The organism is Terribacillus halophilus (assembly GCF_900101385.1).
GTDB classification, from domain to species: Bacteria; Bacillota; Bacilli; order Bacillales; family Amphibacillaceae; genus Terribacillus; species Terribacillus halophilus.
Genome location: NZ_FMZB01000002.1, coordinates 137,067 through 157,271, shown reverse-complemented (window position 1 = coordinate 157,271; position 20,205 = coordinate 137,067). Strand labels below are relative to the sequence as shown.

The following is a 20,205-nucleotide window of genomic DNA, read 5'->3' as shown; positions in this document are numbered from 1 at the left end:
CTTCATTAGAATTAACTTGTAGTATTAATGATGAGGAGTGACTGTGTGTTGAATAGCTGTAATGAAAATAAGCTAAAAAAAAGAAAGTCTAAAATACCTGTCTTATTACTGGCCGGATTCTTTTGTTTCCAAGGCACTGGTTCGGCTCTTGCGGCGAACAATCTTGATGATTCCGCAATTGCTCCGCAAGAAGCAGCTTATGGCTATTATGTCGATAACTATGCAAAAAATGACAAGGCCAACATGACCCCTGAATCAAATCCCTCGATCGGTGTGCTTTCCAAGTTCCATGACATTTGGGAACCTGGAACTTCATGGGATAATGGCACCGTGTTAAATGCCGATATACATAATCAGAACATAGCGAAGTCAATCTCCATCACAGAAAATCGCACAGAAGAAGAAGCAAAGAGGGCTTATTTAGTTGATCGCCGTCATCAAAATTACAGCGCTATTGCAGGACTTGGCTCTCATGCAGATAACTTCATTGCTGGTGCTAACGCTGGGACGACCATTGCGGATGAGATTCCAGAAGATGCGACAAGTGTTGGTTACGATGATGGAAGTAATAATAATGGCGTCTGGGCTGATCAGGATTCAAGTCTCGGAAGCATGGTGAGACTAATTGATACAATACGCAATAGCGGAGCTTCCACTTCCAATGCGAAAGCTTATTATGGCTATAAACGTCCGTTTCGCTGGAGTGAAGAGGTTAGCGTCATACCTACACTTGTCCCGAGAATCAAAGAAGATCCAAGCAGCGATGGCGGGTTCCCAAGCGGTCATACCAATGCAGCTTATCTTGCGTCCTATGGATTTGCTTATGCAGTTCCGGAGCGTTATGAAGAATTGATGACAAGCGCTTCCGAAATGGGTCATAGCAGAATCGTGGCCGGCATGCATTCCCCGCTTGATGTTATCGGTGGAAGGGTCATGGCAACAGCTGTGGCAGCGTCTGCTTTGAATGATCCGGCAAACAAAAGTGTGAAAGAAGCAGCTTATGCGCAAGCGCATGAAGTGCTGCTTACCCAGGAAGGCACGTCCGTAGATGATTACAGTGACTATGAAACGAATAAAAAGAATTATACAGAGCGTTTGACTTATGGTTTTGCGCAAACTGGCGACACTACCAAGCCGATGGTCGTACCAAAAGGTGCCGAAGTTCTGCTTGAGACACGTTTCCCATACTTGGATGACACAGAGCGTCGCTGGATATTATATACAACAGGCTTGCCTTCTGGATATCCTGTATTGGATGATACGGAAGGCTGGGGAAGATTGAACTTATTTGCTGCTGCAGGCGGTTATGAAGCATTCGAGAATGATGTAACGGTGACAATGGACGCTTCTCAAGGTGGATATCACGAAGCGGACACTTGGAAAAATGCTATCGGCGGCTCCGGAAAATTGACTAAATCAGGTACAGGCTCCTTAACGCTATCTGGAAATAATACTTATTCCGGCGGCACGCTGTTGGAAGAAGGCACTTTATCCGCAAGTTCGGGAACTGCTTTTGGTGAAGGGGAAGTTGTAAACACCGAAGGTACCCTGACGGAGAATGTACCAAGCGGCGTAACGATCGGCAGTGACTTTACGCAGTCGGAAGCGGGTACGCTTGAGCTGACGATCGGAAATAAGGAAGACGTATTTGATATTAATGGGGATGCAACATTTGGCGGGACATTAAAGCTGAACTTTACAGATGGTTTTATCCCTGAGCCAGAATCGCCGATCATCTCCTATGATGCACTAGCTGATAAGAGCGCTTTTTCTGCAGTGGAGATTACAGGTCTTCCGGAAAATTACGACGTTTCTTATGGCGCAAATGCATTATACGTTGTAGACAGCGATGCCAAAGAGGATGAAGAAAGCAATTCTCCAGCGGCACCACCAGAGGAAACGGGAGATAACAACAAGGAGCCAAAAGACGATGACGCGTTTGCTACAGAACCAACAGAAACAGATAAAGAGGAAAATCCAGGTGATTCAACTACCGAAACGGAAAAAGCGCCGGCTAAAGTGGAAGATACGACAAAAGAAAGTAATAACTCCGTAAAGCCGGTGACATCGAGCAAGGGTGATGGAGAGGCAGTGGAAAACCCTAAAACAGGGGATGACACGAATATAATCTTGTATGCTGGATTGTTGGCGGCATCTGCCATTGCCGCTGCCATCGTTATCTGGAAAAGGAAATTCAACAGCAGATAACCTGAATCTGTCCATGTGCCCCTTGCAGTGAAAAGGCAAGCAATTGTCTTAAGCTTTCGGGGGCGCATCTTATTTATGGAGGACAATACTTTCGCATAAAGGTACGGATAAAACATGAAAAAGGAAAACAACAAAATGAGTTGGATTCAAAAGATAGTCCTCCTCGCATGTTTAGCTGTGTTTTTATTTTCCCTGATAAAACTAGGGGGAATTGGTTTTGAATATGTTCAAAGTGAACAAGTCATGAAGGAAATCCAAGAGCAGTATAAAGATAGTGTTCAAGAAAGCAATGCGGTAACTTCAAAATACCCAGTACGCCCGCAGTTCCAAAGTCTCTTACATACTAATCCCAATATAGTAGGCTGGTTATCAATTGAGAATACAAAAATAGACTATCCCATATTACAGAGTTCTGATAACAGCCATTATTTGAATCGGAATTATAAAGAGGATAAATCCAAGTCAGGCAGTATCTTTATGGATTTTCGAAATGATGCAGAATCGCTGGATAGACAAACGATTATATACGGTCATCAGATGAAAGATGGTTCGATGTTTGGGCAGCTGGATAGATTTTTAGATGAAGATTTCTTTTCTCAAAATAAAGAATTTCAATTTGATACAGTTGCTGAAAGCTATAAAGTAGAAATTTTTTCGGTTTATGTCACGACTACGGACTTTAATTATATAGAAACTGATTTTTCTACTGATGAAGCATACATGGATTATGTAGATGTAATAAAAGAAAAATCAAAAATACCGACGGACATGGAAGTGACGAAGAAGGATAACATCATTACCTTATCGACATGCAATACATTACAAGATCCCGAAGATGGAAGGTTAGTTTTGCACGGGAAATTAACGAAGACTTAATGGGAGAACAGGTGATTGTCTTGAGGGAGCGATTTTAGTCGCTCCTTTTTTGTTCAGCAGTTATTTCTTTTCCTTCTGCTTTATCATTGGTTGCGTTTTTTTGCAGGAACAGCTGTTGGTTTTCGTGTGCTTTGGAGATGTCATTGGTGTTAGGAGGTATCGTATTTGTTGTAAACATTGGATAGGAGAAATAGTTATAGACCATTTTATTTCACCAAGCTCAGAAGATAAGATAAGGCACGTTTTACGTGCATGGTCAGATAAGCAAGCAAGGCAGACACGACAATCGCAAAAGGGATACTCCATGCAGCAGGTAGTTCCATGTTATGCCAGATGAACATTTGGAATTGCTCGAAACCAAATGTGTTCAAAATGCCAGCCAATAAGGCAAGGGCGATGACGGTGATAAATCCGCCATAAAGAATGGACAACACAAGTATTGCTGGTGACAATAACAATAAACGAAGTGATTTAGGATACTTCATCTGTTTCATCTCCTTGTCATTTTGTGGACTGCCTTCCATGTGAAATGAATCATTGAGCTTTGCTGGCCCAGGTCTTTCTTGATCTTGATTATACTTTAATTACAATATGTTTTAATAATTAAAATATATTATAATTAAAGTATAATATGTGCTGTCCTGTCAATAGGCACAAAAAAAATCCCCTGTTGGGAGATTTTTTTCATACAATGATCTTTTTTAATAAAGTGTTCACTTCTGTCAGGATGGAAGCGATATCCTGTAGTTTTTCTGACTGGAATTTCAGGAAAAGATGTTCCACTTTGGCTCTGCCTGCCGCGGTCAGTACCATCGTTACAACCCTTCGGTCTTTTGCTTCCCGCTTTCGTTCCACAAGCCCCATTTGCTCCATTTTGTCACACATGGAAGTGGCTGCTCCCGGTGTAATGTGAAAAAGATCGGAGATGGCAGTGACCTTCATGCCGTCTGTAAGCTTCAGTTGGAGCAGGAGAAGTAAATGGTTCTCAGAGAGTGCCTCGCCTTCTGTCAGCAGGTTGATGAATGCCCTTGATTTCTGCTGGATACCAAGGATGGAACTCATGATGTTTTCTATCTCGGATGCCGTATTTTTTTCAGTCATGCTTATCACTGCCTAGCTGTGTATTTGTTATCTGCATTATAGCGCACCTGCAGACGAGTTAGCTAGGTTTTACTGCACCCGTATTCTGTACTCACTCGGTGAGATGCCGAATTTCGCTTTGAAGCTTTTCGAGAAGTAGCTTTGCCTTGTAAAACCGACTTCTTCGGCAATGTGCTGCAGTGACCAGTCGGTGGTTATAAGCAGCAGGCGGGCTTGATGCAACCGATAAGCTGCCAAATAGGCGAGTGGCGTGCAATGATAGATTTGTTTCATGCATCTGGCCATATAATTTTCGTGTACATGGAAATGCTTGGCCAAGGTGCTGTTTGTGATCCGTTGATTGTAGTGCTGCTTGATGTATATTTCGATACGTTCAGCTAATTGTAACGAGGCTTGCTGCGGCACCGGGTTATATGACAGATGCTGCAGGACTTGCATGAATGATTGCTGTGTTTCCCAAAAAGCAAAGGAGCGTGGCTGGATCGTTGATTGCAGCAGGTTTTCCACCGCATCAAACAAAACTTGCGGATAGGCTATCTGTTGATATTTCGGCAGGTGTATCGTTCCATTCGCTGTGTGATAATGCAGGGACGGTATGGTTTCATCAGATGAAATAGAGGAACAAACAGTCTGTTCCCTCCAAGTTGATGGACTTTGCATATGCAGCCAATAAAATGTGGTATCAGCTGTACAGCGAGCTGTCGGGTAATGAAATTTCGCCGGCTCAAGGATCAATGCCTCGCCGGCGGAAACGTTCCATTGCAATGCTTCTTCCCCGATATACAAAGTACCCTGCTGGACGAGGATGATATCGAAGAAACCTAGGTTTCTTCGTGCTGGGTGCTGTTGTCCTTTGCGGAATGTCGTACTGTTTCCTTCTGCAAAATAGGGCAGAGGAGGAACCGCAAATGATAGGTAGGATGTCTCCATGTCTGTGTCGCCACCTTTTGGGTGAAATAGTGTAAATCGAAGTTGAATCTGATACTATATCACTTCTATTTTAGATGTTAAGCTACCTTTTGAAAACGCTTAATATAGGGGTGGGAAGATGGGATTTCCAAATGTGCAGGTGCATCCAAAAGTAACGATAGAAGATGCTTTCTGGTTGAATTATAAGAAGCTCGTCGCTGAACAAGTCATTCCTTACCAGTGGAAGGCGTTGAATGATCAGCTGCCTGACACTGCCCCAAGCCATGCCATTGAAAATTTCCGCATAGCAGCGGGTGAAGCAGCTGGTGATTATTATGGCACGGTCTTTCAGGATAGTGATGTAGCGAAATGGCTGGAAACGGTAGCTTACAGCTTACGTAGCTTCAAAGATCCAGACTTGGAAGCTGCGGCGGATGATGTCATTTCGATAATGGGCAGAGCGCAAGCTGAAGACGGATATTTGAATACGTATTACATGCTCGTGGAGGCTGATAATCGTTGGACGAACTTGCGGGATAACCATGAATTGTATTGTGCAGGCCATTTGATTGAAGCGGCAGTTGCTTATTATGAAACGACAGGCAAGCGTGCGTTCCTGGGTATCGTGGAGAACTACGTGGAACTGATCCGCAAAACGTTTGGAGTGGAGAATGGAAAGCTGCAAGGATACCCGGGGCATCCGGAAATCGAGCTGGCACTGCTGCGGCTATTTGATGCAACGGGAAAACGCGAGCATCTGGAGCTTGCGGTATATTTCATTGAGCAGCGCGGTCAGGAGCCTCATTATTTTGACATGGAGAAAGAACAGCGAAAATCTTTTCATGCTCCGCCGACATGGAACGATGAGCATACGAATTTTGGGCTCGGCTATGCGTATATGCAGGCACATCTGCCAGTTCGCCAACAGCAGGAAGCGGTCGGTCATGCTGTACGGGCGATGTATTTGTATGCAGCGATGGCGTATCTTGCCCGGCGGACCAATGATACCGAGCTGCAAACGGTGTGTGATACTTTATGGGAGGATGTAACCAATCGGAAGATGTACGTAACCGGAGGCTTGGGATCGGCTGTCAACGGAGAGGCGTTTACAGATGCGTATGATCTTCCCAATGACAGTATGTATTGTGAAACATGTGCATCTGTCGGACTGGTTTTCTGGGCGAAGCAGATGCTGTTGCTTTCACCTGATAGGAAATATGCCGATGTGCTCGAACGGGCACTTTACAATGGGACGATCAGTGGTATGGATTTGGATGGGAAGCGTTTTTTCTATGTGAATCCGCTAGAGGTGAATGCGTATCAAGCCGGGCGTAAGGATCAGGAGCATGTGAAACAGGAGAGGCAGAAGTGGTTTGCGTGTGCCTGCTGCCCGCCGAATCTTGCACGTTTGATTGCATCCATTGAAGATTATGCCTATACACAAACAGAAGCTGCATTGTACACACATCTATATGTGGCAGGCAGTGTGCAAGCGATGATTGGTGATAAGGCAGTTAAATTGATACAAAGTCACCAGTACCCGTGGAATGGCAATATTTCGATTACAGTGGAAGGAAAAGGACGATTCAAGCTGGCGTTCCGTATTCCAGGCTGGTGTCTGGGCGCGACAGCTTCTGTGAATGGAGAAGCTGCTGTAATTGATGATTTGGTCAATGGTTATCTTGTGTTGGATCGAATATGGGAAACTGGCGATCGAATTGAGCTGCAACTGCCGATTTCGGTGATGCGTGTCTATAGCAATTCCAAAATTGGAATGAATCAGGGGCAAGTTGCTTTACAGCGCGGACCGGTCGTCTACTGCCTGGAGGAAGTGGATAATGGTAAAGGCCTTGGTAGTTTGAGGCTTCCGCGGGAGAGTGATATCACCGCAGCATTTGAGGAGGATCTGCTGAACGGTGTGGTAGCACTTGAGGCAAAAGGGTGGCGAGTGGCAGAGACAGAAGAGCTTTACCAGATAGACGCGCCGCTGCTTGAGCCTTGCAGATTACGGGCAATTCCTTATTACGCATGGTGTAATCGAGATGATGCTGGGGAGATGCGTGTATGGATATATGAAGCATAAAAAGGGCTGCCGAACAATGGCAGCCTATTATTATTTATTCGATTGGTTCACTTAATGTATAGTTTACCCGGACAAGCAGATTGTTCGTTTCCTGATTCACTTGTTTATACAATGCGGCAAATTCTTCTTTGTTGGTTTGGGGATCTTCAAATTGACCGAGCTCTCCCCAAAGAGTCTGCACCATCATAGCGTTATCATAAAGCTGCAGGTCGAGCGCGGTTTGAGGAGCAGGTATCAATACATTCGGAGATCCAAGCCGCTCGAATTGTTTCTGTAAGGCTGGTAATGCTTCCTCATCGTACAAGTCGTTTTCTACTATGTATTTTGTGTCTCCGACAGCTGGAGCGATAAGAAATACCATCTGCATAATTCCCTTTTCCACATTCGTTGCTTCTTCCCATGATCTGTAATCAGCTGGAGTCAAATCCTTCAGCTGTTCGGGAGGATTGGAGATAAAAAGGTCGTAAGCAGCATGGATGTCTGCCTCATTCTCCAATGCAAAAGCTTGTGCCTCCAGCATATTGATATAAGCATCGCCGTAATTTACGATGTTTTTCATATTATCCCCGGTGCTAACAGAGCGAATAGGTCCGTCCTCAAGGCTGAAGTGGATCATGTCATTTTCGTCTCCGTACTCATTTCTGAACTCTTCCATGGAGTCATGCTTATAACGGATATTTCCGTCATCTCCAAATGGTGACGGAATGGTGATGGTGGGAATGATGATTTCAGTCAGATCCTTACTGGCATTTGACCTGGAAGCATTTTGATTTGGGGAACGTTGCTGTCCATCTTTCTGTGCATCTTGGCTGGTCTCGTTTGCTGTCGTTTCATTATTTGTTTCTTCTTTTTGTACAGCTCCTTCCTCATTTGCGTTTTCATGTGAATTGCATGCCGTTAATAAGATACATGATAATAAGAAGAACAAGATTTTTTTCATCATATGGCCCCTTTTATAGCATTCCAGCGGATTATAACATAGCATATCGAATACCATTTTATTGAATATGTGGTGTGTGTTTGGATTTTACTGGAGTGTTTAGTAATAGAAGCAGCTATTTTTGAAAAGAAAAGGGGGGATTTCATAGTCCTTTAGATTGGTTATATCGTGCTTTTATGAAGAACGTTGTGTCAAAGGACTTATAGGGAAATTTTATACCGTGCAGGCTAGAGATACTTCCCCTGCACGATGGCAGCTTCTCATAAATTTTCCATTAGTCTTTTCGCAATTCGCTCATAATCATCCCGATCGATACCAGGAGCAAATTCCTCGGGCAACTCTTCCAAATCCGGGATTGGTCCGCCCAATGGCGCGCCTTGTTTTACGACAAGTTGACTGCCATTCTCGGGGTTCTTCCCTTTCCAGATTTTTCGGATGTCTGCATATTCGCCCGTGTCGTTCCAAGTGAAGAGAATATTGCCTAGTCCTTGATTCTCAAATTTTCGGGCATGGTCGAACTTCGTGTTGGATAAATCAGGGACAGGCACCAATTTTGAGACGTCTACTCCTGTCGCAATTTCCAGCGCTTTGGCATAAGCGAGTACATGTGTACCGCCGCGGACAAGCAGATAGCCGATCATCTCCCGGGCTGTTTCATGTTCGGTCATTTCATAGACGCGCATCTTATGTGTCCGGGCGCCGCATTCGAGAAAGAAGTTATGCAGGAGATCCAGTACGAGATTCCCGCTTGAAAAGACATTATCTCCGGTCCAGGCACGCCCCATGGAGTCTCCGGCTAATGCAGTTTGTGCGGTAGCGATGAAGTGATATGTATTGCGGCTGTCTTTGCCTGTACGAAGAGGTGTGGCGTCAGGATCTCCGGTGTAAAATGTATTGCCGCGGGATAAAAGGTTTATGGTATTGGCCACAAGCTCCACATGTCCGAATTCCTCTGCGGTGATACTTGCGACTAAATCATAAAAAGGCTTTAGTTTTTTCTTGTTGCGAAAATTGAATGATTGATACATATAGTTATTCAAAGTCGACATTTCACCGAACTTGCCACCTAGCAGTTCTTGGACCGCCGCAGCAGCGTTTGGATCCCCGTGCTCTGGGACGGGTAATTCAATTGCGAGTCTGTTTTCCCGTTTGAACATCAGTTTTCCTCCTTATCCTTTTGGAATGACCCAAACGATTTGCGCGGTACGAATGTGGAAAGGTGATCCCCCTGATTCGACGACAATATGATCCGGACGGACAGTTGTCAATTTCCCTGTGACGGATCCGCGAACGGTTTCCACAATGATCTGTTTGTTCCGGATTCCTTGTAATGTTTGATAGATATGCGGGTCGACAGTGCTGATGTAGGTTGTTTGCTGAGGCTGATTCATGCTGATCGCTCCTTTAATAGGTAAAAACGCTATATCTTATGCGGGTAATGGATGTCCTCATGCATATGTCATGGGTGGATGCAGGCATCGTTTTTTGTGGAATGTCGGGTCTGTGCTAAAATCATCTTAATGTGAAAAGGGGTGTCACGATGAAAATTGAAGTATGGTCAGATTTTGTCTGTCCTTTCTGTTATATAGGTAAACGGAAGCTGGAGCTTGCGTTGGAACAATTTGAACATAAGGACAGTGTGGAGATGGTGTTCAAAAGCTTTGAGCTTGATCCGAATGCTGGGGTGTACAATGGAAAAAACATCCATGAAGCTCTGGCTGATAAATACGGCATGACAATTGGGCAAGCAAAGGTGAACAACATGCAAATTGGTCAGCACGCAGCTGAAGTTGGGCTTACATTCAACTTTGATGAGATGAAGCCGACGAATACATTACATGCACATCGGCTGGCTAAATTTGCTGAAACAAAAGGCAAGGAAAAAGCGATCACCGAGAATCTTCTTTATGCGTACTTCACGGAATCCAAGAATCTCAGCGAGAGAGAAACGCTGCTTGATATAGCAGAAGCGTCAGGCTTGGATCGCAACGAAGCAGGAGAGATTCTGGAGAATGAGACGTTACATCTGGATGAGGTAAGAGCAGATGAACAGCTGGCACAGCAGTATGGTATCACAGGTGTTCCTTTCTTCATTTTCAATAATAAGTACACCATCTCTGGTGCACAGCCGATGGAAACATTCGTCGGTGCGTTGAATCAGGTATGGAAAGAAGAAAACGAGCAGCCGAAGTTCCAGAATTTTGGTTCTGGTGACGCTGGTGTATGCACAGACGATAATTGTTCGATATGAGAGGAATGACCTGCAGGTTTGCAGGTCATTTTTTTGTGCCCAAAAGCGTCAGGGGAATGACGAGGCTTTGTATATGGATGATAAGGCACCATATTGGAGCATATTTAAGAACACTCCAGTTATCTTGGAGTCTGCCAAGCTGAGTCGTTTTTATCCTTTTTAACTGCTGCTGATGCTATTTTCGTGCAATGTCGATTTACTGTACCATTATAAAGGTGAGTTTTGATAAACGGCTGAACGGGTAAGAAATAAAAGTTATGCGTTGTTCAGCAAAATAAATAAGTAACCTCGGGTTGAAGGAGTGGTTGGTTGGAAACCGATATTAAGAAACCGTCTTTTATTTATGCATTGATGATGCTTTTGTCAATCGTGGCAGTAGTATCCGTAGGAATTTTAGCATTTGATGCACCGATTCAAATACTGATGTTCATTAGCATGTTGGTCATCATCCCTTATATGATGGGACTTGGATTCAACTATCAGCAGATAGAGAAGTCCATGGTCAAATCCATGAGCAAGGCGCTGATGCCGGGAATCATCTTGCTGACCGTCGGCATTTTAATCGGTGCATGGATCGCATCTGGAACTGTGCCTACTTTGATTTATTATGGTGTGCAGGCAATTACACCGCAGTTCTTTTTGGTGACGACATTATTGTTCTGTTCCCTTGTATCCGTTGCGACAGGTACCAGTTGGGGAACGGTAGGTACTGCAGGTGTGGCAATGATGGGGGTGGGTACGGCACTTGGCATTCCGGTAGGTTTGACAGGAGGAGCAATTGTCAGTGGTGCATTCTTCGGGGATAAGATGTCCCCGCTGTCAGATACGACAAACCTGGCACCGGCAGTTACGGGAGGAAAGCTATTCCGCCATATCAAGCATATGCTTTGGTCGACAGTGCCGTCCTATCTCATTACTGCTGGTATTTTCACCTTCATCGGCTTGCGCTACCATGGTAGCGGAGCGGGATCGGATGATGTGAATCAGCTGACATCATACTTGGCGGATAACTTCAATTTGGGAATCATTCCGTTGATTCCGATTGTTGTATTGATTGCTTTGCTCGCGATGAAGAAACCGGCAATCCCGGCTATTTTTGCAGGGGCAGCCATAGGCGGAGTCATTGCAGTATTTTATCAAGGCTTCAGCTTTGTGGACACATTATCTACATTCTATAGCGGTTATGCAGTGGAATCTGGTATTCCTGTTGTTGATGAACTCCTGCAGCGGGGGGGATTGACGAGTATGCTTGAGCTGATAGCATTATTCCTATTCGCTCTCGGAGTAGGTGGCATGCTGGCTGATGCTGGTGTTCTTGAAGCATTGATTGCTTCCTTTGCGATGAAAATCAATCATACAGGTGTACTTACTGTAGTGACTATCATCGTGAGTTATGTCATGCTTGCTGTTGGTGGTTCGGTCTACTTCTCGACGGTCATGGGTGGTACCCTGATGAGGCCGATCTTTGATCGATTGAATTTGGAGCCAGAAAACCTATCGCGTATCCTTGAGGATACAGGAACCCAGGGAGCACCTTTGGTTCCTTGGACTGGCGGCGGTATCTATACTGCAGGTGCGCTTGGCATTGCGACAGTCACTTATTTGCCGTTCTGTTTCTTAGCCTTTATCACGCCGCTGTTCACCTTGCTATATGGTCTAACCGGCTGGACTTTCAAAGAGAAAAAAGAAGCGATGCAGAAGAAACCAAAAATGAAAGTGGCAGAGGCTTAAAACGAAGCGAGCACTACCTTGACAGGGTAGTGCTCTTTTTAATGTTTGATCGGGGGAATGTTCAGTTTTCTATCCTTTAAATTGATGTGGAGATTCTGTTGATGTGAAATGGATGCGAAGAATACATGGTTGATTCCGACGATGTTTTCCTCAGCTAGCTGTTTTCTTAACCATTCTTCATCCAGTTCGAAATAGGACAGTGTATCGTAATGAATGAATCCATCTGAAATGACAGGCAGAGCAATAGAGGAGCTTGGCTGCTGAAGTTCGAGATCTTCCCTGGTAACTGGCAGTTTGGCAGGTTTTCTTAAGACACTCAGTGTACCGTTCGGTTCAATGACAGCAGTTTCTACATCACATATATCAAATATGCCCTTCTGTCGCAGCATGAATAAAATATTATCGATGGAATATTCGATTTTTCGCATATTATCATACAGAAAAGTTCCATCCTGGATCACGATAGTCGGATCGAGTGTAAGCAGCTTACCAATTTTACGGTTAGCTATCTTCCACTTTACGATTGCTTTTTGAAAAAGTCCGATGGCGATGATAGCAAAAGCTGTAGGCAGATGTTTAATGTTGGGGTCGGCAATATCAGCGCCGACCAGCGCCCCTAAAATGACGATAATCAGAAAATCGAATACTGGCATCTCGCCGATTGCGCGTTTTCCCATGAATAATGTCACGATGAGCATCAGCGGGATGATGGTAATGATCCGAACGAGGACAATCAGATTGTCATGTATGAATTCAGGCATGAAGATGCTCCTTTTTACTTTCCAGTATTGCCAGTGAGCAATACAGTCAAACCGATGTCCTAAATTATTGAAACGAAAATGCAGTTTATGCGTAAGGAAATGAAGCAAGCCAATTCGTGTTGGACCACTCGAACAAGGTAGGCTATTTCATTTGTACAATGGCAGCTGATGAAAGGAGGAGGATAACATGACCGATATTTTTCGTAACTGGCTTTTCAATGATGATTTCGCACATAATGCCATGTTGACACTGATTTATATTTGGATTTTGACCATTATCGGCAAATGGGCAGTGGATAAGATCAAGCAAAACAAGCACAGGACGATTGGTTCACTCGCAGGTTTCTTGCTTGTCCATGCAGTGCTTGGAACGTTGCTTCTTTGGCTGCTGGGAGGCGATTTCTTTAATGATTGGACGTTTACAGGCTGGTTTTGGCATGATTTGACGCTATGGATTCTTGGTGGTTTGTTCGTCGTATTATGTATGCTATTCCTTGTGCGTGGGATTAAAAGGTCGAGTTCGTTAAAGAAGGTAATCGGTATGATTATTTTTCTGCTTGTTGGTGAATTCATCATTGGATCATTCGTTATGACTGTCTTTCATGCAGCAGGCCGCTCGGTGACGATGAGTCTTGATTCCCCCACAATCATATCGAAAGATAGCAATTTGGCCATTAATAAAATCCGGATGAAGATACCGAATGGACACGAAAACGGTATCTCCTTAAGCGACTCGCGATTCCAGATCATAGCCGTAGATTTGGATACGGGAGAAATGCAATGGAGCCGGAAAGCCAGCTGGCAGGTGTATGTTCTTGGGCGCACGGAGGATGGTATCATGATCATGAATAGAAAAGCTGAGGAACTGTATTTTCTTGACGCTGCCACTGGGGAAGTCCATTTCAAAGAGGAGGAGTGGACAGAAAAGTACCCGGAGCTTACCGATAATCTGAGCTACGAGCAAGCTGATTATTTCATCGATGAAGAAGGCGGCATCTATTTATATGCATTGAACGGTAAGTATTATCGTATTGCCGATGGCCGACTAACAGAGGATCCGGCTTATGAGAAAGAAGTACAGAAAGGTTTCTTTGGTGACGAAGAAAACGGGGAAGCAGACCTGGCGCAGCAGACCGTTCAGGAGTTGTACCCGGATTTGCTCGAGGCTCAGCCGATTGCTGGCTCAAATAAAGATGGCAGTATGCTGCTGATGTATAAAGAAAAACGCAATCAAGATCAGGTTATAATTGCACGTGTTTCGACTGAGGAATCCGTCATAAGATGGAAGGTTGCAGTTGATTATGATTATCAAGAGGTCCCAGGCGAAACCCCGGTTGATGTCTTTTTAATGGAAGATGCTACATTTGTGCAAGCTGCCGGCAAGCTTTATAAAGTATCCGAGCCGGATGGTGCGTTGGATTTCGTTTATCAGTATCGTTGGAATAAGAAGGAGGACATCACAGAAGTTCTGTAGTCATGGAAGAAATTGTCGCTTTCCTGAGGCATACAATCTTTTGAATCGGGGTATGGAAGAGTACAGCCGAAAAAAGTTGTGCTGAGGAGGCATTTCATATGACGATACAAACAATTGATACAAATAATATTGCAAAAGGCATTGGACCAAATGTTTCACCGGAGGTTTTCACAAATGATAAACGTAAAGTCTTCCTATTTGGTTCGCCGAGTTATACAAATATCGGGGATCAGGCGATCGCCTATAGCATCGAGAAATTCATCAAGAGCCGCTTCCCTTATTATGAGTACATAGAAATCATGGACTATGCGACTGATGAGGGAATTGAATTCGTAAAAGGCATCATCCGGGAAGATGATATTGTCATGTTCACCGGGGGTGGGAATCTTGGTAGCTTGTATTTGGATATTGAAGAAGATCGCCGCAAGGTTTTCGCTGCTTTCAGGGATTATAAATCTATTTCCATGCCGCAATCGGTGTTTTTCGAAGACAATGAACATGGTGAGCAGGAGAAGAAGAAAACACAAGAAGCGTATCATCAGAATAAAAAACTGACGATTGCGGCCAGAGAATCGCAAACCTTGGATGTTGTAAGGGATACATTTGATACGGAAGTGATATATACGCCCGATATGGTGATGTCACTTGATGTTGTTCCTCGGGAGCAGGAGCGGGAAGGTGTCATGTTCTTCCTGAGAGCTGATAAAGAAAAGGTGATGGAGGAGGACTTCGTTTCCGAGCTGATGGAATGGACGAAGAAATTTGGATCAGTTGATCGTACCGATACGGTTTTGGACGAGGATGTCGTTCCAACCATTGATTATGCAGACAGAGAGAGGCATTTCATCGAGATGCTGGATCTGATCGGCTCAAAGAAATTGATCATCACGGACCGCTTGCATACGATGATCTTCTCCATCATTACGAAGACACCGTGTCTTGTATTCGGCAACAGCTACGGAAAAGCCAAACATTCCTACCGCGACTGGCTGGATTCCATTAACTTTGTTGAGTATACAGATTCCAAAGACGTGGAGTTGTTGGAACAAATGGTAGAGAAGTTGATGAAGGCAGAACCGAATGAAGTGGATTTGCGTAAAGATTTCAAACCGTTGGTAGATTTCTTCCGAAGCTGAAAGGAAAGCTAGAATCTTAGGATTCTAGCTTTTTTAATTGTTGAAAGGCAAAAGTAATTCGAAAACGTCTACTCGTTTAAACAACCCCTTGGTTACAAGTTTTTCTATAAAAAAGCCTAAGGTGTCACTTAGCCATTTAACGGAATAATGCGGGAGATTTCAGAAGGGCGTCGAAATAGAAAGTTTATAATAAGAAGGAGTGTGATTGGTATGTCTCACGCTAAAGATGTTTTGGAAGATCAATTGTTAGCAAATGCGAACGACCTTAGCTGGTACGTTCCGTTTTCAGAATCAGTTGCAAACTTATCAGAGGAAGAAGCATTTTGGAAACCGAATGATGAAAGCAACAGTATTGCAGAAATTGCACAACATCTCCTTTACTGGAATGAAACTTGGCAAAAGAGATACAAAAAATCTCATATGAATGCTGTTGCGCCCATAAGTGACAATAATGAAAGCTTTATTATTCCAGAACATAAAACGTTTGATGATTTAAAAAAGTGCCTCATAGTGGTCCTGCTTCAATGGCAAGACGTACTGACTGAAGAAAAGGTAGAAAATGATGTGAATGGTTTCCCTGAGAACGCAAAGTGGTGGGCAGTTCTAGGAAACTTGTCCACGCACAACGCCTACCACATTGGGCAAATCGTTTACATTCGGAAGCTACAAAAAAGCTGGAAAACTAAATATTAATGGGGATTAAATGAGGCAACTTACATTTCATTGTACCGCTATAGGGCGCTATTCCGAAGTAATGATAAAAACCCAATTTCTTAATTTTATGTTGAGAAATTGGATTTTTGTATTTATAGTGCAAAATAACTCATAAAGTGACTCCTGAGGCAATGATAATGATCATTATGCCAGTCGTGAATCAAGGATGAATTGATTTACAAACAGAGAAGTTGCTTATGTTAGTGAAGCTATGCCCCGATAAGTGGCTCTACTATTTTTCTAGTGTTTTTCCATTAGCGTTAACCTCTCCTTCCTTATGTCTACCGATTGATTATTATGTGTTTTGTATAATTAATCTATAAAATTTATTCATATACAGTTGTATTTTTATATCCTTCGTTGTATATTTATTAAACAATATACAACGAGGATTCATCCCTGAAGGAGTACAACCAGATGAACAGCTTACAAGATTTGCAGCAGCAGCCAAACAAGAAAAAGAAACCAAAGCAATTTAACGTCTACGTGATGATTTTTGCATTCATCGTCGTGGCGGCACTTTTAACCTATATCATCCCAGGCGGTGCGTATGACCGCGTGGAGCAGGATGGACGGAGTGTCATCTTGCCGGAAACATTCCATTACATTGATGGAGAAAATGTCGGATTGCTTGGCATATTCAATAGCATTCACACCGGTATGGTGAATGGTGCCAATATCATTTTCTTCGTCTTGATTGTCGGCGGTGCGTTCGGTATTTTCACAGCGACTGGTGCATTGGATGCTTTTATTTATATGTTGTCCAGAAAGATGGCAAATAAGGAGAAGTTACTAATTCCTGTCTTGATGCTGTTCTTTGCGGCAGCAGGAGCATTGATGGGAATGTCGGATGAAACGATTGTTTATGTTGCAATCTTGGCTCCGATGGCGATAGCACTTGGATTTGATGCCTTGACCGGTTTTGCGATTGTCGTACTCGGTGCTGGTGTCGGTTTTACGGCAGCGGTAATGAATCCATTCACAGTAGGAGTCGCGCAAGGTATTTCCGAGTTGCCGACCTTCTCCGGAATCGGCTTCCGGATTATCATTTTCGTTATCTTGTATGTAGCAGCTGTCCTCTACGTGATGCGGTATGCGAGTAAAGTGAAAAAGAACCCAGAGCTTGGGGTATACGGGAAATTTGGCAGAAAAGCTGATACAGCAGCACTTCAGTCCCACAAGATGACTACTCGTCATAAGCTTGTTCTATCAGCTTTTTTGGTCAACTACATTGTATTGATCATTGGTGTATTGAAATACGGCTGGTATATTACGGAGATTGCGGGATTGTTCCTGTTGTTCGGTGTGCTGATGGGTATCCTTGGCGGCATTTCTTTCTCTCGTATTGCCGATAATTTCATCCTTGGAGCGAAAGACTTGCTTGGCGGTGCACTGATTATCGGTTTTGCACAAGCGATTCTAGTAATCTTCAATACTTCAGGCATGATGGATACATTGCTGCATTATGCTTCGGGTGCGCTTGGTGCAATTCCGGCTGCACTGTCTGCGGTCGGCATGTTATTTATGCAGATGGGCATCAATTTCTTCGTACCATCTGGAAGCGGACAAGCTGCTTTGACAATGCCGTTGATGGCACCGTTATCTGATATGATCGGTGTAACGCGACAGACAGCTGTACTGGCATATCAGTTCGGCGATGGTATCTCCAACACAATCTTGCCGACGGGTAATATCATCGCACTGCTTGCGATTGCAGGCATCGGCTACGGTAAATGGGTGAAGTGGTTCCTGCCATTCTTCCTTATCCAGATCGGCATTGCCATTATCGCGCTGATTGTAGCACAATTGATTCAATACGGACCGTTTTAATAGAAGGAGTAATGTAACATGGAATTAGAGAGATTAGTAGAGCAGGCGATCCAGGATCGCCGGCATTTTCATCAGTATCCTGAGCTTTCAGGGGAAGAATACGAGACCGGGAAATATGTGCGTAACAGACTGGAAAAGCTAGGTATCGAGATTCTTGATTTTCAGCCGCCGAGTGTGGTCGGGTATGTGAAAGGCACAAAAGGGGAGAAGACAATCGCGCTTCGGGCGGATATGGACGCGCTCCCGATCATAGAGAAAGGAGAGAAGCCTTATATCTCCAAGCGTCCTGGCATTTCCCATATGTGCGGGCATGATGGCCATACAGCTATCTTGCTTGCAGTGGCAGAATGGATTACCCTGCATAAAGAGGAAGTACAGCCGAATATTGTACTCATCTTCCAATCTTCCGAAGAAGCTTCTCCGAGCGGCGCCGATAAACTGATCAAAGAAGGTGTTTTGAGAGGTGTCGACAGCATCTACGGCATCCATGTCGATGCCGGATTGGAAAAGGGGCAATTCGGTACTCGTCCCGGCGCGATGATGGCCTCTGTCGATGACTTTGAGATCAAAATCCAAGGCTCTGGCGGTCATGCATCGACACCGCATCTGACAGTAGATCCGGTTTATATCTCGACACATGTCATTCAAGCGCTGCAAAGCATCGTGAGCCGTAAACTCAATCCAATGGATGCCAGCGTTATCTCTGTTGGGAAAATCGAAGCTGGCAACACATATAATGTCATTCCAGATTCAGCCAAAATCATCGGGACAATGCGCTCCTTCTCTACAGAAGCAGTACAGACGATTCAAGAGCAGATTGCCAAGCTGACCAAAGGCATTTGTGAATCATTCGGCGCCACAGCCGAAGTAGACTTCATCATTGGCACACCGCCGCTTATCAATGATGAAAAAGAAGCAGCTTTTGCGGAAGGGCTGCTGCAAAAGACATTCGGCCAAGAGCACTACGAACAATTGGATCCGGTCATGGGCTCTGAAGATTTCTCTTACTACTTGCAGGAAATTCCAGGGGTATTCGTCAAAGTCGGCATGCAAGGGGAGAAAAGCCAGTATCCGCATCACCATCCGAAATTCGATATCGATGAGGATGTATTTGGGGATGCGATAAAGGTATTTCAGCAGTTTATATTGAACCAATAAGGAAAAGGAGCATATGGGATAGCCCATACGCTCCTCTTTTTATGCAAGTATTTCTGCTTGTTTCCAGGATGTTGCCGTTTTTTTCAATAATGCATTCAGGTCTTCCACGTTTTTTTTTCCATTTTGCTGCAGCCATTGTTTACCGGCAGCTTCTCCGTCACGACCAAAAATAGCTACACTATCTTTCCAAGTCGCACGGCCGCACAACACACCATTAAAGTTTGAACCTGCATCCTTTGCAAAACGAAGGGTGTCCTGGAACAGTGCTGCACTAACGCCTGCACTCAAGAAGATGAATGGCAGATCAGTGGCTTCGCTTTGTTCTTTGAAATATTGCTTTGCTTCTTCCTGCGAGTAAACAGGTGTTTCTTCAGAAAACCCTTCTACATAGGTCATGTTTACTGGTACTTCCACTTTCAGCACATCAACTTTGTATTGGGCTTTGGAGAATTCCTTCATCATCTCGTTCACTTTATGTGGTTTGACTTTAGCGTAATCCCGACTCTTAACGTCATCATTGTCAGCATCATAGGATACCAGTTCCAAGAAGAAGAGAATGTCTTCTGCCTGGCATTCAGATCCAAGCCGTTCTACGAAAATGTGTTTCTTCTCGTTGATGATTGGATCCTCATCCACATCGTAGTACAGAAGGAATTTCACGGCGTCGGCGCCTTGTGCCTTGATTCGCTGAACAGACCAATCGTCCAGGATATCCGGCATGCGGCCTGGTTGTGTCGCATCGTAGCCAGTTTTTTCATAGGCGAGAAGCAGTCCGGCATTCTTATCCCGTTTCTTTGCTGCAGGCAGACCATATTCCGGATCCAGCAGAATGGAAGTGGCATATGGTGTGAGCTCTTCGGAGATAAGTTCTTTGAAGGAAATGATGATATCGTCTCCTTGATTTGCTGTACTTTCCTGCTGCAGCATTTTTTTCAAGGAGCCTCGCTGGTCGATGGCGAGTGCTCCGATAATTCCGTTTTCGTCTGATAGTCTTTCCAGTGCTTCTCGTTTAGCAGGTGTTAGATTAAGCATT

The 20,205-nt window shown here is 44.2% G+C and carries 18 protein-coding genes; 10 read left to right on the top strand and 8 right to left on the bottom strand.

Annotated elements, in window-relative coordinates; genetic code table 11:
• The first annotated feature begins 45 nt into the window (after nucleotides 1–45).
• Together BLQ53_RS19285 and srtB are read left to right on the top strand one after the other, a co-directional pair.
• Nucleotides 46–2,208 carry an acid phosphatase gene (locus BLQ53_RS19285; RefSeq protein ID WP_280137055.1) on the top strand — a complete coding sequence of 721 codons (2,163 nt, stop codon included), beginning with the start codon at nucleotides 46–48 and terminating at the stop codon, nucleotides 2,206–2,208.
• Nucleotides 2,209–2,343: 135 nt separating this feature from the next.
• Nucleotides 2,344–3,084 carry a class B sortase gene (gene srtB, locus BLQ53_RS04005; protein ID WP_244499238.1) on the top strand — a complete coding sequence of 247 codons (741 nt, stop codon included), beginning with the start codon at nucleotides 2,344–2,346 and terminating at the stop codon, nucleotides 3,082–3,084.
• Between the two features lie 206 nt (nucleotides 3,085–3,290).
• Here srtB and BLQ53_RS04000 read toward each other — a convergent pair whose 3' ends face one another.
• The 3 genes from BLQ53_RS04000 to BLQ53_RS03990 all read right to left on the bottom strand — a co-directional run bounded on the left by BLQ53_RS04000 (nucleotide 3,291) and on the right by BLQ53_RS03990 (nucleotide 5,115).
• Complete coding sequence (locus BLQ53_RS04000; RefSeq protein ID WP_093726010.1) at nucleotides 3,291–3,569, bottom strand: hypothetical protein; 279 nt, start codon at nucleotides 3,567–3,569, stop codon at nucleotides 3,291–3,293.
• 199 nt (nucleotides 3,570–3,768) lie between these two features.
• Entirely contained in the window at nucleotides 3,769–4,185 is a 417-nt protein-coding gene (locus BLQ53_RS03995) for a MarR family winged helix-turn-helix transcriptional regulator (protein WP_093726009.1), read from the bottom strand.
• A 69-nt stretch (nucleotides 4,186–4,254) separates the two neighbouring features.
• Nucleotides 4,255–5,115: a helix-turn-helix transcriptional regulator gene (locus tag BLQ53_RS03990; RefSeq protein ID WP_093726008.1), complete on the bottom strand. Its 861-nt coding sequence runs from the start codon at nucleotides 5,113–5,115 to the stop codon at nucleotides 4,255–4,257.
• 118 nt (nucleotides 5,116–5,233) lie between these two features.
• Here BLQ53_RS03990 and BLQ53_RS03985 point away from each other — a divergent pair, with 118 nt between their 5' ends.
• Nucleotides 5,234–7,177 carry a glycoside hydrolase family 127 protein gene (locus BLQ53_RS03985; protein WP_093726007.1) on the top strand — a complete coding sequence of 648 codons (1,944 nt, stop codon included), beginning with the start codon at nucleotides 5,234–5,236 and terminating at the stop codon, nucleotides 7,175–7,177.
• A 34-nt stretch (nucleotides 7,178–7,211) separates the two neighbouring features.
• On the opposite strand, the gene BLQ53_RS03980 is transcribed toward BLQ53_RS03985, so the two are convergent.
• From BLQ53_RS03980 to BLQ53_RS03970, 3 genes are all read right to left on the bottom strand, one after another.
• A complete protein-coding gene (locus tag BLQ53_RS03980) occupies nucleotides 7,212–8,117 on the bottom strand; it encodes a hypothetical protein (RefSeq protein ID WP_093726006.1) in 906 nt (301 codons plus the stop codon).
• 260 nt (nucleotides 8,118–8,377) lie between these two features.
• Complete coding sequence (locus tag BLQ53_RS03975) at nucleotides 8,378–9,274, bottom strand: manganese catalase family protein (protein ID WP_093726005.1); 897 nt, start codon at nucleotides 9,272–9,274, stop codon at nucleotides 8,378–8,380.
• A gap of 12 nt (nucleotides 9,275–9,286) precedes the next feature.
• Nucleotides 9,287–9,508 carry a YuzF family protein gene (locus BLQ53_RS03970; protein WP_093726004.1) on the bottom strand — a complete coding sequence of 74 codons (222 nt, stop codon included), beginning with the start codon at nucleotides 9,506–9,508 and terminating at the stop codon, nucleotides 9,287–9,289.
• A 149-nt stretch (nucleotides 9,509–9,657) separates the two neighbouring features.
• Between BLQ53_RS03970 and BLQ53_RS03965 the strand changes: the two genes are divergently transcribed.
• Both BLQ53_RS03965 and nhaC read left to right on the top strand, forming a co-directional pair.
• The gene (locus BLQ53_RS03965) at nucleotides 9,658–10,368 is read left to right on the top strand and encodes a DsbA family oxidoreductase (protein ID WP_093726003.1); all 711 of its coding nucleotides are present in this window, start codon (nucleotides 9,658–9,660) and stop codon (nucleotides 10,366–10,368) included.
• Nucleotides 10,369–10,677: 309 nt separating this feature from the next.
• Nucleotides 10,678–12,099, top strand: a complete 1,422-nt coding sequence (nhaC, locus tag BLQ53_RS03960; RefSeq protein ID WP_244499237.1) for a Na+/H+ antiporter NhaC — start codon at nucleotides 10,678–10,680, stop codon at nucleotides 12,097–12,099.
• Nucleotides 12,100–12,137: 38 nt separating this feature from the next.
• Here the strand turns inward: nhaC and BLQ53_RS03955 are convergent, their stop codons facing one another.
• A complete protein-coding gene (locus tag BLQ53_RS03955; protein ID WP_093726002.1) occupies nucleotides 12,138–12,860 on the bottom strand; it encodes a DUF421 domain-containing protein in 723 nt (240 codons plus the stop codon).
• A 187-nt stretch (nucleotides 12,861–13,047) separates the two neighbouring features.
• On the opposite strand from BLQ53_RS03955, the gene BLQ53_RS03950 reads away from it, so the two are divergent.
• From BLQ53_RS03950 to BLQ53_RS03930, 5 genes are all read left to right on the top strand, one after another.
• On the top strand, nucleotides 13,048–14,334 hold the full coding sequence (locus BLQ53_RS03950; protein WP_093726001.1) for a PA2928 family protein: 1,287 nt from the start codon (nucleotides 13,048–13,050) through the stop codon (nucleotides 14,332–14,334).
• Nucleotides 14,335–14,432: 98 nt separating this feature from the next.
• Nucleotides 14,433–15,470 carry a polysaccharide pyruvyl transferase family protein gene (locus BLQ53_RS03945; RefSeq protein WP_093726000.1) on the top strand — a complete coding sequence of 346 codons (1,038 nt, stop codon included), beginning with the start codon at nucleotides 14,433–14,435 and terminating at the stop codon, nucleotides 15,468–15,470.
• A 210-nt stretch (nucleotides 15,471–15,680) separates the two neighbouring features.
• Nucleotides 15,681–16,163: a DinB family protein gene (locus BLQ53_RS03940; protein WP_093725999.1), complete on the top strand. Its 483-nt coding sequence runs from the start codon at nucleotides 15,681–15,683 to the stop codon at nucleotides 16,161–16,163.
• 438 nt (nucleotides 16,164–16,601) lie between these two features.
• Complete coding sequence (locus BLQ53_RS03935; RefSeq protein WP_093725998.1) at nucleotides 16,602–18,014, top strand: YfcC family protein; 1,413 nt, start codon at nucleotides 16,602–16,604, stop codon at nucleotides 18,012–18,014.
• Nucleotides 18,015–18,032: 18 nt separating this feature from the next.
• Complete coding sequence (locus BLQ53_RS03930; protein WP_093725997.1) at nucleotides 18,033–19,172, top strand: M20 metallopeptidase family protein; 1,140 nt, start codon at nucleotides 18,033–18,035, stop codon at nucleotides 19,170–19,172.
• A gap of 39 nt (nucleotides 19,173–19,211) precedes the next feature.
• Here BLQ53_RS03930 and lacD read toward each other — a convergent pair whose 3' ends face one another.
• Nucleotides 19,212–20,204, bottom strand: coding sequence for a tagatose-bisphosphate aldolase (gene lacD / locus BLQ53_RS03925; RefSeq protein ID WP_093725996.1), 993 nt, complete (start codon nucleotides 20,202–20,204; stop codon nucleotides 19,212–19,214).
• Nucleotide 20,205: the final 1 nt, after the last annotated feature.